The 14,353-nt window shown below is 50.1% G+C and carries 11 protein-coding genes; 3 read left to right on the top strand and 8 right to left on the bottom strand.

Annotation, left to right across the window (positions count from 1 at the left end; genetic code table 11):
* Positions 1–172: 172 nt before the first annotated feature.
* Positions 173–1,102: a recombination-associated protein RdgC gene (gene rdgC, locus KP22_RS00055; RefSeq protein WP_039301510.1), complete on the top strand. Its 930-nt coding sequence runs from the start codon at positions 173–175 to the stop codon at positions 1,100–1,102.
* Positions 1,103–1,226: 124 nt separating this feature from the next.
* On the opposite strand, the gene KP22_RS00050 is transcribed toward rdgC, so the two are convergent.
* Entirely contained in the window at positions 1,227–3,017 is a 1,791-nt protein-coding gene (locus tag KP22_RS00050; protein ID WP_039321668.1) for a methyl-accepting chemotaxis protein, read from the bottom strand.
* A 1,134-nt stretch (positions 3,018–4,151) separates the two neighbouring features.
* Here KP22_RS00050 and KP22_RS00045 point away from each other — a divergent pair.
* A complete protein-coding gene (locus KP22_RS00045) occupies positions 4,152–4,898 on the top strand; it encodes a GntR family transcriptional regulator (RefSeq protein WP_039301504.1) in 747 nt (248 codons plus the stop codon).
* Here the strand turns inward: KP22_RS00045 and KP22_RS00040 are convergent.
* The 7 genes from KP22_RS00040 to KP22_RS00010 form a co-directional block, all read right to left on the bottom strand.
* Positions 4,872–5,849: a PfkB family carbohydrate kinase gene (locus KP22_RS00040; RefSeq protein ID WP_039321665.1), complete on the bottom strand. Its 978-nt coding sequence runs from the start codon at positions 5,847–5,849 to the stop codon at positions 4,872–4,874. The genes KP22_RS00045 and KP22_RS00040 overlap by 27 nt on opposite strands.
* On the bottom strand, positions 5,849–6,850 hold the full coding sequence (locus tag KP22_RS00035) for an ADP-ribosylglycohydrolase family protein (protein WP_039301497.1): 1,002 nt from the start codon (positions 6,848–6,850) through the stop codon (positions 5,849–5,851). The genes KP22_RS00040 and KP22_RS00035 overlap by 1 nt, the downstream gene beginning before the upstream one ends.
* On the bottom strand, positions 6,847–8,124 hold the full coding sequence (locus tag KP22_RS00030) for a nucleoside permease (RefSeq protein WP_039321662.1): 1,278 nt from the start codon (positions 8,122–8,124) through the stop codon (positions 6,847–6,849). The genes KP22_RS00035 and KP22_RS00030 overlap by 4 nt, the downstream gene beginning before the upstream one ends.
* Before the next feature lie 348 nt (positions 8,125–8,472).
* On the bottom strand, positions 8,473–8,757 hold the full coding sequence (gene ppnP, locus KP22_RS00025; RefSeq protein WP_005975968.1) for a pyrimidine/purine nucleoside phosphorylase: 285 nt from the start codon (positions 8,755–8,757) through the stop codon (positions 8,473–8,475).
* A 139-nt stretch (positions 8,758–8,896) separates the two neighbouring features.
* The gene (aroL, locus tag KP22_RS00020; protein ID WP_039321658.1) at positions 8,897–9,418 is read right to left on the bottom strand and encodes a shikimate kinase AroL; all 522 of its coding nucleotides are present in this window, start codon (positions 9,416–9,418) and stop codon (positions 8,897–8,899) included.
* 281 nt (positions 9,419–9,699) lie between these two features.
* Positions 9,700–10,749 carry a type II asparaginase gene (locus KP22_RS00015; RefSeq protein ID WP_197061550.1) on the bottom strand — a complete coding sequence of 350 codons (1,050 nt, stop codon included), beginning with the start codon at positions 10,747–10,749 and terminating at the stop codon, positions 9,700–9,702.
* A 194-nt stretch (positions 10,750–10,943) separates the two neighbouring features.
* The gene (locus KP22_RS00010; RefSeq protein WP_039321655.1) at positions 10,944–12,590 is read right to left on the bottom strand and encodes a multidrug ABC transporter permease/ATP-binding protein; all 1,647 of its coding nucleotides are present in this window, start codon (positions 12,588–12,590) and stop codon (positions 10,944–10,946) included.
* A 721-nt stretch (positions 12,591–13,311) separates the two neighbouring features.
* Here KP22_RS00010 and KP22_RS00005 point away from each other — a divergent pair.
* A partial coding sequence (locus KP22_RS00005) for a BapA prefix-like domain-containing protein (RefSeq protein ID WP_039321652.1) occupies positions 13,312–14,353 on the top strand: 1,042 nt, incomplete at its 3' end.

Genomic DNA, 14,353 nt, shown 5'->3' with positions numbered 1-14,353 from the left:
AACTTTCTTATATAGAGATAACCAGAGAAACCAATCAGCTGCAATCCAAAGCGTGATAGGTATTCCTCTGAATCGCGGTATTTTATTCCACATTACGGTCTCGAATTCGTTATCATGCGCGCAATATTACAAACCCGCGTGCAAACCTGCGCGCCCAGTCAGGGATAACACCATGTTGTGGTTTAAAAACTTAATGATTTACCGCTTAAGCCGGGACAGCGTGCTGTCGAAAGATAACGTTTTGTCTGCGGATGAAATGGAAAAACGGCTCAGCGCCTTCCCGTTCACCCCGTGCGGCAGTCAGGATATGATGAAAACGGGTTGGGTATCGCCAATGGGCTCGCATAGCGATGCATTAACGCATGTGGTTAATGGGCAAATCGTTATCTGCGTTCGCAAAGAAGAAAAGATTCTGCCATCTCCCGTCATCAAACAAACCCTTCAGGCCAAAATTGAACGTCTGGAAGCGGAACAGCATCGCAAGCTGAAAAAAACCGAAAAAGATTCACTGAAAGACGAAGTGCTGCACAGCCTGCTGCCACGTGCATTCAGCCGTTTCAGTCAGGTCTGGCTGTGGATCGACACGGTTAACGGCCTGATTATGGTCGATGCCGCCAGCGCCAAAAAAGCGGAGGACACGCTGGCGCTACTGCGCAAAACGCTGGGCTCTCTGCCTGTTGTACCGCTGACGATGGAAAACCCCATCGAGCTAACGCTGACCGAGTGGGTTCGTTCTGGTGAGCCAGCGGCGGGTTTTGTGCTACAGGATGAAGCAGAGTTGAAAGCGATTCTGGAAGACGGCGGCGTTATCCGCTGTAAAAAACAGGATTTGGTCTGCGATGAAATTGCCGTGCATATTGAAGCGGGCAAGCTGGTGACCAAGCTGGCACTGGACTGGCAGGAACGCATTCAACTGGTCTTGTCTGATGACGGCTCGGTAAAACGCTTGAAGTTCTCCGATACGCTGCGGGAACAGAATGACGATATCGATCGGGAAGATTTTGCTCAGCGGTTTGATGCCGATTTCATTTTGATGACCAGCGAGCTGGCTGCATTGATTGCGAATCTGATTGAAGCGTTGGGCGGTGAAGCCCAACGTTAATACTGTCGATTTTTGATACAGCCGATTTTTGATACAGCCTATTGTTAATGCAGCCGATTGTTAATGCAGTCGGTGATTGCCCGCCAATGTTCGGCGGGCAATACCACTTCACTACCTGAAGCCGTTAAACCCGAAATGCTCCGACAACGGAATTCAATTCTCCGGCCTGTGATTGCAGCGCCCCAGACGCAGCAGCAGACTCCTGCACCAGAGCGGCGTTCTGTTGCACCATCGAATCCAACTGCGCTACCGCTTTGTTGATCTCGTTAATGCCACGCATTTGCTCATCCGCTGCATGCGTAATTTCAGACATCACCGTGCTCACCGTAGATACGCCGCCGACAATTTCATTCATTTTGTCGCTAGCCTGACGAACCTGAACTGAGCCAGACGTCACGCTGGAGACCGTCGCTTCAATCAGCTCTTTAATTTCTTTTGCGGCCTGCGCACTGCGCTGTGCCAGGCTGCGAACTTCACCGGCGACAACGGCGAAACCACGGCCCTGTTCACCTGCTCGCGCAGCCTCTACGGCGGCGTTGAGTGCAAGAATGTTAGTCTGGAACGCAATGCCATCGATCACACCGATAATGTCGCCGATTTTGCCAGACGCGACCACGATTTCTTCCATCGTAACAATCACATCAGACACCACTTTTCCGCCCGTGCCCGCATCTTTCGACAGCAGCAGCGCTTTAGCGTTAACCTGTTGCGCAGATCCTGCCGACTGTGTAACTGCCGCAGAGATTTCCTCCAAAGAAGCTGCCGTTTGCTGAATGCTCGACGCCGCAGATTCAGTGCGCGCAGAGAGATCGTTGTTTCCTGCTGAGATCTCATCCGCTGCAACCTGAAGCGACGCGCTGATATCCCGAATCTGAATCATTACCTGACTGATCTTATCGACGAAAATATTAAACGAGCGGGCAATTTGCGACACTTCATCATGCCCTTCATCCGGCAGTCGCTGTGTCAGGTCGTTGTTGCCGTTGCTGATATCATCCATTGCGTCGCGGATTTGCAGCAGACGTTTGAGCGTTGACGTAATGATGAAACCGATAATCAGCGTTCCCAGCAGCGCGATAGCAACCAGCGTGATGACAGAAGTAGATAGCAGAGAGCGCATGCCTGCGGTGGCTTCGGCTTTATCCAACGCCACCAGCATGTACCAACTCGTGCCAGTAATCGGTTTTGCCAATACCAGTTTTGTCGATCCAGAAAAATCCACATCACGGGCGCTATTAGCTGAAAGAATATCGTTCAGATTAATCGCAGGGGCAATATCGGTGATATTTTTCAGCGTCAGTTTTTCATCGGGGTGAGCAATGATCGTACCGTTACGATCAATCAATACGCCGAAACTCCCCGGGCTTGGATTGATTGCTTTCACGTTTTCGATCACGCTATTCATCGTGACGTCGCTGCCGACGACGCCTCTAACCTTGCCACCTTCCAGTACGGGAGCGACAAAAGATACCACCAGCGTATTCGTTACCATATCAACGTACGGTGCAGTCGCTAGCGGCTTGCCTTCTTTCACCGCCTGCTGATACCAGGGTCTGATGGTGGGGTTGTAATCGGCGGGAATACCACCAGGATCGGCAAACTTGGCCGTACCATTTGCATAGCCCATGTACACGTTCAGGAACCCGCCGGAGGCTACAATCTGTTTAAACAGCGGGATAGGATCTTCATCCTGTATGGCGCGATCATGCAGCGCGGAGATCATCAGCGTTTTAGAAGCAACCCAGTCGCTAATCGCTATACTATGGCTAGTCGCTACTGCATCCAGCGTATTCTGGGTCGATGTTTTATTGGCGTTATTGGCTATGGTGTAATTAAGAAAAGTATTAATAACAAGAGAAAGTACAACAATGGTCGAACAGGCCGCAAGAATGCGGGAACGCGTCGTTTTCAGCATAAAATACTCTTTGCGTAGAATAGTTATACTATCCATAACGGCACTGCAAAATAAAACTTGAATGCGTTCACATTCTATAGCCGCCATTTATCTTAAAAGTTGCTTTAAAAATTAATACATTCAACCAAGTTATTACGTAAAAAAAGTTTGGCAATGAATAATATGCTAAAAAACCAAAGCAAACCACCATCGAAAAACGACAGAAAAGAATAAACCACTTATTGTTATCCATAATAAAAAATTATTGATGCGATTCATTATGCATTAAATTTTAACAGCTCAGGGATAATTCTTAATAAACTCGCCATTCTTTCGTATTATTAATTAAGATACCCTAAATAATTCGAGTGGCGTGACAAAACGTTAGCATGTTGAACAACGCCATGCGTTGGCGCTATAGGGCAAGGCTCATTTATGGCCTTGTAACGCGGCAACTGAGTGAAAAATTTGTCGGGAACGAATTTGACCAGCTAGCGGCTGGCCTCTGGTGAGCGACAGGTTGTCTCTCATTTTATCCACGGGAACTGACTCAGGTAAATGACTGGAGTGAGTAAGGACAAATCGGCTTGGCCGATTTAAACGCTGCTTGCGGCAGCCCTTCAGGACGAGATCACGCGAGTGGGCCGAGTAGCGCAACCAGCGCACATGCAACTTGAAGTATGACGAGTATAAATATAATTAAATAGAACAATTCATGTATGGAGTTAATGATTAGCGTTACAATAAAGATGAGAGATTGCATTATAGAAAAATATGCTATCGATTAATCAACTTAATTATACGCGCTACACAGTGGAATTCTTCGACATAAAATTATTTATTTTTAATGAATCAATAGCCCAAAGTGAACGCCTGCATTAACACATTGCCACCACGCGCCTACCGCGCATTTCGTATCGTAGGTGTCATCATCTGACAATGGATTACAACGTTGCCATTTTAGGTATATATACTCTAAATAATTCGAGTTTCAGGCAGGCGGCAAGAGAAGGAGTCCCGATGAGCTTACTCAAGTAAGTGATTCGGGTGAGTGAACGTAGCCAACGCACATGCAACTTGAAGTATGACGAGTATAGACGATAATACCAGTGGTATTATGAATACCCTACGCAGGTAGACTAGGATCAGAGAAGAATGGAACACGCGCATACTCAATTAATAGAACAGCTTACTCAGCGTTTTGCGACAGCAGACAATACCCCGCTCTACCTAAAATTTGCCGAAACGGTCAAAAATGCCGTGCGTAGCGGTGCGCTGGAACATGGCAACATTCTGCCGGGAGAGCGAGACCTGAGCCAGTTAGCGGGTGTGTCGCGCATTACCGTGCGCAAGGCTATGCAGACGCTGGAAGAAGAAGGTGTTGTTACCCGCGTGCGCGGCTACGGTACACAAATCAATAATATTTTTGAGTATTCGCTGAAAGAAGCGCGCGGATTTTCACAACAGGTCGTGCTGCGAGGCAAAAAACCCAATACGCTGTGGGTGAACAAGCAAATCGTAAAAAGCAGCAAGGAAGTAGCCGAACAGTTGGCTATTGCGCCTGAGACCCCCGTTTTTCTGCTAAAGCGCATCCGTTATGTGGATGAAGACGCCGTTTCCATAGAAGAGTCGTATGTCCCTGTTGAGCTGATCGCTGACGCTGCGGATATCGGCGTCTCGCTTTATGACTATTTCCGTAGCCAGAACATCAATCCGCAGCGTACACGCAGTCGCGTCAGCGCACGTATGCCCGATGCCGAGTTTCAGTCACATATTCAGCTTGATAATAAAATACCGGTACTGGTGATCAAGCAAATTGCGCTCGACCAACAGAACCGGCCTATCGAATACAGCATCAGCTATTGCCGTAGCGATCTATACGTGTTCGTCTGCGAGGAGTAACCGAGCACGAAGTTCAGTCTGGGTCGGCGCGCAATCTCCCCCACGGTGACTCACGACATAAGCTGCGACAGCATTCCCCAGCATGACGGCATCCGCCAACGACCACCCAGCGGCTAGGCCTGCCAACGTCCCTCCCGCGTGGCTGTCTCCCGCGCCGATGGTATCAACCACCGTTGCCGGAAACGGGGCGACGAGCCCCTCAGAAGTCGCATCGAAATACCAGGCTCCCGCTTTGTCTTGCCGAATAATCACCGGTGCACGGTATTTCTCCCGCCAGGCACAACCCAGAATTTTCGCTTCAGCCGACACACCGAGCGTTTCCGCCGCCACGTCCGCTTCCTGACGATTAAGCGACACTACGGGATGAAGCGCCATAATACGCGCCATCAGGTTTGCCGGGATATCGGCAATCCGTGGACCAAAATCGATAAATGGGGTGACGTTCTGCAAGGTTTCCAGCCAGCTTACCAGACGCTCGCCGCATGGCGCCGCCAGTTGGTAGCCCGAAAGAGAAATCAAACTCCCCGATGCGACGGATAGCGATGCGAGCCAACTGTCACTCCACTGGTTTTCAACGCCGCTAAAGGACATAAACGTACGTTCGCCGTCCGGCTCAACCAGCGCCAGACACCAGCCGTTGTCTCCCGAATCGGTTTGTACCACCGTGGTAATGTTCTGCTTTTCCAGACTATTACGAATGATATCCGCCCACACACCTTGCCCGACGGGCAAAGCGTTTTGTGTCACCATCCCAAGGCGTTTAAGCGCAATGGCAATATTCAAGGCGCAGCCACCAATATTCACGCTTTGCTGCTTCAGTTCGATATCACATCCGCGGTACGGCAACGCATAAGCATCGGCAATCACATCAATTACCGCTGCCCCAATGATGGTCAGCGGCTGACGTGTCGTTAATTCATCCAGTTTTGCGGCAAGTTCGCTGGCTTTCATCACGCCTCCCGCGCTGAACGATATTGCAGCAGCAGGCTGGCATAGCGATGAAAATCAAGCTGGTTAATGTCATCCAGTTCTTGCTTCAACGCGACATCAATCGCCGTTACGCCGTGCAACGCACCACATATCGCCGTCGCCATCGCCCCAATCGTATCGGTGTCCCCCCCGAGGTTGGCACACAGAATCGCACAGCGGTTTGGGTCGGTTTGCGCCAGTTCCACCATGGCTATTGCAGTAGCAACAGATTCAATCGTGCTCGTTCCCGCACCAATCAGTTGATAAAGCTGCTCGCTGGCGCTTTCCGTACCGTTTGCGTTACGCACGATATTCAGCGCCAGTTCCAGACGCGCGGCAAGAGAGGCGCTAAACGTCGTGATACGCTTTTCCTGAGCATGTCGCGCCACAGACGGCAACGCATCGACGATATCCTGCCAGTCTGCTCCGTCAATCGCTCGGGAAATAGCCCAGGCAATGACGACGGCTCCCGCAATCGCCAAGTCGGATTTATGCGTCGGGCTGGATGCCAGCGCAACCTGCTCAATGAAAGCATCAAGACTGTGCGTGGGCAGCAGACAGCCGAGCGGAGATGCCCGCATCGCTGCACCGTTCGTGACGCCATTATTTTCCAGTTCGCTTACCGGCGTGCCTTGAAGGATCGCGTTCAACGCAATTTTAGACGTTGGGCCGAGCACGTTTTTATTAAATGCGTCGAACGATTCAGCCCATTTCAGGATGTGACGACCAATCGCATCGGCATTGATTTCCCCATCACATTCAATGATGGCATCGGCCAGACTCAGCGCCATCGAGGTATCATCCGTAAACTCGCCGCGGCCGAAATAGCACGCCGCATTGTTTTCCGCCGGACCAGGTAAAAAACGATCAATCCAGCCGAAATGCGCTTTAACACGCGTTCGCGGCCACAGTTCTGATGGCATGCCCATCGCATCCCCTAAAGCCTGGCCATATAAGGCACCGAGAATACGTTCTTGTTTCATTTGTTTTCCTCTGTACTGAAATGCTGGTTTGCACCCTTTACGTCAATCGTTGAGATCGCTTTATCTGACTCCCGGAACAGCAGGATAAAGATCAGCGCAATAATCGCGATCATCACCGCACCAAAAAGCCACATACCGGTCCAGTTAAAGGTCAGGCCGTTTACCGGCTCGCCGTGGGCGAAAAGTTTCTCCATCATCACGCCACCCAAACGGTATCCCAACAGGCTGCCGAACCCCTGACAGCAAAGCGTAATCAGCCCCTGCGCTGCCGTACGCATATGTACCGGCGCTTTTTTATCAACGTAGATATAGGCGGTAACATAGTAAAAATCGTAACTCACTCCATGCAATAAAATGCCGAGGAACAGCAGTGCATATGTAAAGTAGTGGTAAGCGTCGCCGTAGACGAAGAAGACATAACGGATGGCCGCTGTCACCAGCCCCAGCAACAACACCTTTTTAATACCAAAGCGTTTGGTGAAAAACGGTAGCGCCAGCATGAAGAAAATTTCCGAAAACTGGCCCAGCGTCATCCAGCCTGTCGCATTTTTCATGCCGACTTCAGTGAGGAAGCCCGTGGCAAAAATGTAATAAAACGCCAGCGGCATCGCGAACAAGAAGGAGCAGATAAAAAACACCAGAAAGTTTTTGTCTTTCAGCAACACAATCGCGTCCAGCCCCAGCATGACTTTAACATCCAGCTTGCCGGTGCTTTTCGGTGGCGTATTGGGCAGGAAAAACGCAAATAATCCTAGCAACGCGGAGCTGGCGGCGGTAATCAGCAACGGAATATTGGTGGGAGAGATATCGCTAAATCCAAGCCACGTTGGCAGAAAACCACATACGATACCGGAGGCGATCCAACCAATCGTTCCCAATACACGGATGCGTGGGAAATCCCGTTCCACATCGGCCACATGCGAAAAGGCGATGCTGTTCGTCAGGGCGATAGTCGGCATGTAGGTCAATGAATACGCCAGCAGCAGCGGGAAGAAGTACATAAATTCCGTTTGCTGCGCTGCCAGGTACATCAGTATTGCCCCAGCAAACATCAGCACCGCCAGCACTTTTTGCGCAGCGAAGAAACGATCGGTGAGTGACCCTACTAGAATCGGCGACAAAATCGCGGCAATCGCGGTACAGGCATACGACCAGCCGATTTCGCCCGCTGAGAACCCGCTTTTGCTCAGATACAACCAGAGTGGGACAAACCAGGCTCCCCAGATAAACCATTCAACGAACATCATGAACGACAGCTTTGCTGTAGTTTTCATATTTACATCCTTCATGACAGAGTAAAGGTACACCTTTAAAATACCAATTAATAATACCTTTTAAATACCTTTGAGTTCATTTCTTGAGCTACGTAACATTTTTGCAGCATTATTTATCATTCCAGGGAGAAAGAATGGCAGAAAAGCGCGATAACAGCGTGGAGTTAAAATGGAGATAAGGGGGATGATGCAGAATCAGCATAAAAAACGCCGCATCATGTAGCACATAACGCGGCGAGAATGCTGTATACCCGTGGTATTTCAAGTTGCACGTGCGTTGTGCAAAACGCTAACGTTTGGTCCTGAAACTCGGATTACTTAGGATATAGAATATAAATACAATAGTTATTACAGGTACTTACACAAGTAAGAAGTTGGTTCTACTACCTGTAAATTGAACTCGCTTTTCCCCGGAACGAAAAACGTTTCTCCCGGTGTGAAAACCTGCCAATCTGGCGCGCCGGGCAACAGTACTTTCAATGCCCCGGTGATGACGGTCATTTCTTCCGGCTGCCCGGTTCCAAACGTGTATTCGCCCGCATCCATAACCCCGACACTAGCGCGACCAATGCTGTCGCCTTCAAAACCGATTGACTTGACCTTCCCTGCAAAATACTCATTTACATTCAGCATAGCGCGGCACCTATTGTCGAAAAATTCAGGAAATTCATCTTAAAAGGAGAGTTGAGCTACTGTCACGATCTATTCATTGAAAGTTAGTGCTCAGTAACACTGACTGGTGATTATTTTACCAGTATCCCGTTTTACCGCCCTACGCTGCCGACGAACGCAGCACCTTCAACACGCTTGCCACAATAGCTTCAGGCGTCTGCGACGCATCGATGACGTGGTGCGCGACACCGCGATAAAACGCGTCACGCGCAGCCAGTACATCAGCCATTTCATCGGCGATAGGGCGACCAGTCAGTGTAGGTCGCTGGTTATCTTGCGGATTTTCTTCCAACCGCTGAGCCAGTAGCTCGGCATCCGCGTGGAGGTAAATCACAATGCCTTTATCATGCATAAACCGTCGATTGGCTTCCGCTAGTACCATTCCACCACCTGTGGCCACGACGCAGCGGTTAGACGTCACCTGCTGAAGCGCCAGGCTTTCACGTTGGCGGAAACCATGCCATCCTTCCTGCTCGACCACATCGGCGACCGTCATGTTGGTCGTCTGCTGCATAAATAGGTCGGTATCGACAAAGTCATATCCCAACGCCTGCGCTAGCTGATGCCCTACAGTGGTCTTCCCACAGCCTCTGGCACCAACCATAAAAATGGGGTGTGTCATGTAATGACGAATCCTTCTTTTTTACTCACCCGTTCCGCTATAGTTCAAGCCGCACGCGTATTTGGCTGTGCCACAACTCGAACGATTTCGGGAATCAAAGATAAACGGGGTGATTACCTGCTTTGTCGTGGGCTGAATCATACCGATAAAATCGACAGAGAGGGAAGTGACTTCTCAGTGGAAACGAAAAGTTGAATAACTAAAAGTAAAAATGGGATGACAGGAAATAAAAAGCCCCGCGTTTAAAGGCGGGGCCATCACACTACAAACCGCACAAGCGATTAATAAGCGTGGAAGTAATCCTGAATCACAGCTGGGTTCGTCGTTTTCGTCAGCGCCAACATCAGCAGAATACGTGATTTTGCCGGGCTCAGAGAATCGGCAACCAGACCAGGCTGGCCTGCATCCGGTGGGACGATACCGCTACCGGTACGGCTGGAGCGCACGACAACAATGCCTTTGCTTTCCGCTTTACGGATACCCGCGTCGCCACGCTTGGATACGCTACCTGCGCCCATGCCCGCATACACGATGCCTTTCACGCCGTGCTTAATAGAGGCGTCATACATATATTCTGGATCATCCTGATAACCATAAATAATGTCGACGGCTGGCAGTTTATCTACGTTGGTCACATCAAACACGGAACGCGTGGTGTGAACTTTATCCAGACGAGTCTGGTAGTAAACTTTGTCGCCGATAATCACGCCCAGATAACCTTCTTCTGGCGCTTTAAAGGTATCCAGAGTAGAGGCGTTGGTTTTACTGATAAAACGGGCAGAACCAATGCGGTCATTCAATACGACCAGCACACCACGACCGCGAGAGTTTTTATCTGCTGCCACTTTTACTGCACCATACAGGTTCATCGGGCCGTCGGCACTGATTGCCGTTGCCGGACGCATCGCAGCAACAAAGACTACCGGCTTGTCGCTTTTCACCGTCAGGTTCAGGAAATAAGGAGATTCGTCGAGCGTATCCGTACCGTGCGTAATGACCACGCCATCAACATCGCTGCGTGCCAGCAGCTCGTTCACGCGCTTGCTCAGCTTCAACAGTACATCGCTGGTCATATTTTCACTGCCGATGCTGGCAACCTGCTCACCTTTGATATTGGCAAGCGTTTTCAGCTCTGGTACCGCTTGAATCAGCGTTTCTACACCCAGAGCACCCGCTTTATACCCAGTGGTTTGCGTATTAGCTGCGGCGGAACCGGCAATCGTACCACCCGTTGCCAGAATGACAATATTGGGTAGATTTTCTGCCGCATTTGCCAGAGACGAAAAGCAAACAAAAACAACAACGAATAATGCGTTAAACATCCTTTTCATAACCTATACCAACTTATTGAGTTAAGTGGCAGACCAGATACGTCAGGTGCCTGATCTGTAAGTAAAAAACCTCAACTCTGTTGGCAGCCTGCCAACATTGGCGCTTATAATGCCCCAGAACTCAACGAATTAATATATGCCTGTCAGACTTCACGCTAACGGTGTGTTGTGACTCACAGGGCGACATTCTTACGTTACCGGCTAATCTGCGCGATGGCATCCTGCGAGGCCTGTTCACGCGCCGCCCCCGTCAGTTCTGACAGCTTACCCTGATGCATTTCAAGCAGGCGATCGGCATATTCAAAGTAGTGATCGTCATGACTGATCGCCACAATCGTTTTCCCCAAAGCGCGCAACTGCGGTAAAAGCTCAAGATAGAACACGCGACGGAATTGTGGATCCTGATCGGCAGCCCATTCATCCAGCAGCAAGATGTCCCTCTGTTCGGCAACGGCCAATAGTAGCGCCACACGCTTACGCTGCCCCTGCGAGAGCTGCAAATTCATCACCTGATGGTTCTCCAACGTCAGTTTATGGCGCATGTTCAGGCGATCCAGCCAATCATCGACCAACGCCGTATCGGGCTCCGCGCCCAGCGGCCCCATCATCTGTCCGAACAGGTGGAAGTCGGTAAAAATGGCAGAAAATAGTTTTTGGTAATCCCCTCGCGTTTCCGACGTAACGGGATGGTTATCCAGCAACAGCGTGCCCGACACCGGGGTATAAAGCCCCGTCAGCAGCATCGCTAACGTCGATTTCCCGCTCCCGTTCCCGCCAATGAGAAATACCAGTTCGCCACGCTTTATCACCAGATTGATCGGCCCCACTTCAAAGCCGAAATCGTCATAGCGAAACACCACATCACGCAGCTCCAGCGTGTGCCAGTCAGCAGGAGCGATCGCAGAGGAAAAAGATTCCTGATAATCCACCAAATCAAAACGTTTCAACTTATTGAATGCGACTTGCGCACTCAGCAGCGTCGGCAGTGCGCCAACGGCCTGAAGCATCGGCGTCCGTAAAAAAAGTAGCGTAAGTGAGTAAGTCGCTGCAACATTGGTATCGGCCCAGCCAAGATTATTCGCCATGAAAAAGACGGCGCCAATCGCGCCCAGCATCATAATATTCGACCAGTTCACCGCACTGAGATGGAAGGTGTCGGCGCGAATCACATTCTGTCGATAATCTTGCGCATTGGCCTGATAAACCTCTTCATACAGTTTTTGCGCCCGCTCCCGGTTGAGCGTCAGCTCCTTACGCCCATTAATCACGGTTTCGTAATCTTTCTGGAGGCGATCTTCCGCTTCTCGAACGTGAGTAAGATGGCGGTATACGCGGGAAACCAGCATGAATCCGCCCCAGAGGGTTACCACAATCCAGATGGACGTCACGACTAGCATTTTTGGAGAGAGCCACGCCAGATAAGCCGCTGAACCGATAGTCAGCACAATGCCCTGAATCAGTTCCGGCAGGCGTACAAACGCGATGGTGATATTGCGGATATCACTGGACAGGCTAGCGAGCAGTTGTGCACTCCCAATCTGCTCAATGCGCGCAATGTTGGTATCCAGAATTCGTTTGATAAATTGCCCGCGCAGGCGATAAACGAAATGGTGCCCAAGCGTGGTCAACGCCAGTTGCGATACCAGCGTCACCCCCATTAGAAGCAATAATAAACCCAAAAACTGCGGCAAGACACTCAACGACTGATTGACCGTTTCAATCAGTTGCAGATTGATAAAAGCGATCAACCCGATGCCCAACGCGGCACTCAGCAAACTGAGCAGGATAACGGCAAGAAAGGGCCAACGATATTGTTGGTAAACAATGCGGAGCAACGCCATAACAGCCTGGTCTCTCAGATAAAAACAATCGCTCGCAGTGTAATGGTGATAACCGTGATATCAAGAATAATTCTCATACTCAGCTTCAGATGAAACTCGATAGCCCTAACATCAGCGCCTGGCGTGACCAGCACAGGTACCTAAATGGCGATAAATCATCACAGATGATGACCATTTTCCTCACGGCAAAGTAGTGCTAGACAACCCTAGCGGTGGCAAAAAAGCAAAATACAAATTGATACAATCAAAACAAATAGAGACATTATTTTCGCGACAAAGCATTGCCTTTCCGTCTACAACTCTCCGAAAAAAAAACGCCACCACGATCATTACGAGTGTTAAGTGATGCAATTCAAGATGATAATTAGTGAAGTGAGAATTTAAAAAGTTAAAGCAAAAAAAATCATTTAATCAGTCATATTTTTACCATGATTTTTTATTTTCAAAACATTTCAAAAAAATTGGATTTTTACTTAAGCCACACCTATAAATATCAAAGATTGGATGGATGTCATCCCGATAGCCTAGTCCTCATGGAAGAGGGATGCACGGCACGATATTTATTTAGCCATGCTTTGTTATTTTCTGCTTTCTATTTCTGAACCAGGTCTATTTCAGCGCCCCTTCTGGTCGCGCGTATACCCATACCTCTCCGCAATGGCATCCGCGCTGCCAGGAGTCGTATTCAGACAATGGTCACAGAAAAGAAAGAGGCTATTTCATGTCAGATATGAATGTTATTGCGGGAAATGCCAATATCCTGTCGCGCCAGAGCGGTCAGTTCATCGGTGTCGTCCCTCAGGGAGCAACAAATGTCGAACTGCTGGAAAGCAGTACAATAAGGATTTATGGCACGCCGGACATCGTATCTCGTTATGAACGCATCGATGACGATCTTATCTTGCACATGGAGGACGGCACGACCGTTCGCTATCAAAGCTTCTTCACGCTTGACGACGCAGGCTACCACAGTGAACTGGTTTTTGATGATGGCACCCAGCTTACCCATGCACAGTTCTCTGGCGCAGCCGCCGCAGAAGGAGCGACGCTAGCAGGGGAAACGCTAGCCGTTGTACCAGAATATGTGGCTCTATCCAGTCTGGGAGCAATGAGTATCGGTACTTCTGGCCTGTCTACCACCGCGATAGCCGGTGTTCTTGGTGGGCTCGCACTGGCCACTGGCGCAGCTGTTGGTATCAGTTCAGGGCGTAGCGACGATCAAAATAATACGACCGCCCCAACCCCAAATATCCTGATATCGCCTTTAACCGGCGATAATATCCTTAACGGCAGCGAAGTTGGCATAGCGCAGCAGCTCAGCGGCACCAGCGTTAATCTGGCTGCGGGTACCCTTCTGACGATTACGTTCAATGACGTTGTCTACCAGACACGCATTAATGCAGACGGAAGTTGGAATTTAACGCTGCCAAGCGAAGCGCTGGCCGCCTTGAGCAATGGCGAATACGCGATCGGGGTTAGCAGTCCCGATGGAACGCAAGCCAGCCTCACTGTGCTGGTCGATACCACCGCGCCGACGCTCACACTTGAGGCTCTGACCGGGGATGACCTGCTGAACGCCGATGAACTGCAATCGGCACTGGATCTGTTAGGCAGTACCTCAGCGTCCGAGGCCGGGCAGACCGTTTCCGTTACCCTCAACGGCATGACCTACACCGGGACTGTGGCCGCCGACGGATCCTGGAAAGTCACCATCCCTGCGGATGTCCTTCAGGCGTTAACCAACGGCGACTATACCCTGAGTG

The organism is Pectobacterium betavasculorum, from assembly GCF_000749845.1.
GTDB lineage: Bacteria > Pseudomonadota > Gammaproteobacteria > Enterobacterales > Enterobacteriaceae > Pectobacterium > Pectobacterium betavasculorum.
This window is presented reverse-complemented; position numbering and strand designations above follow the sequence as displayed.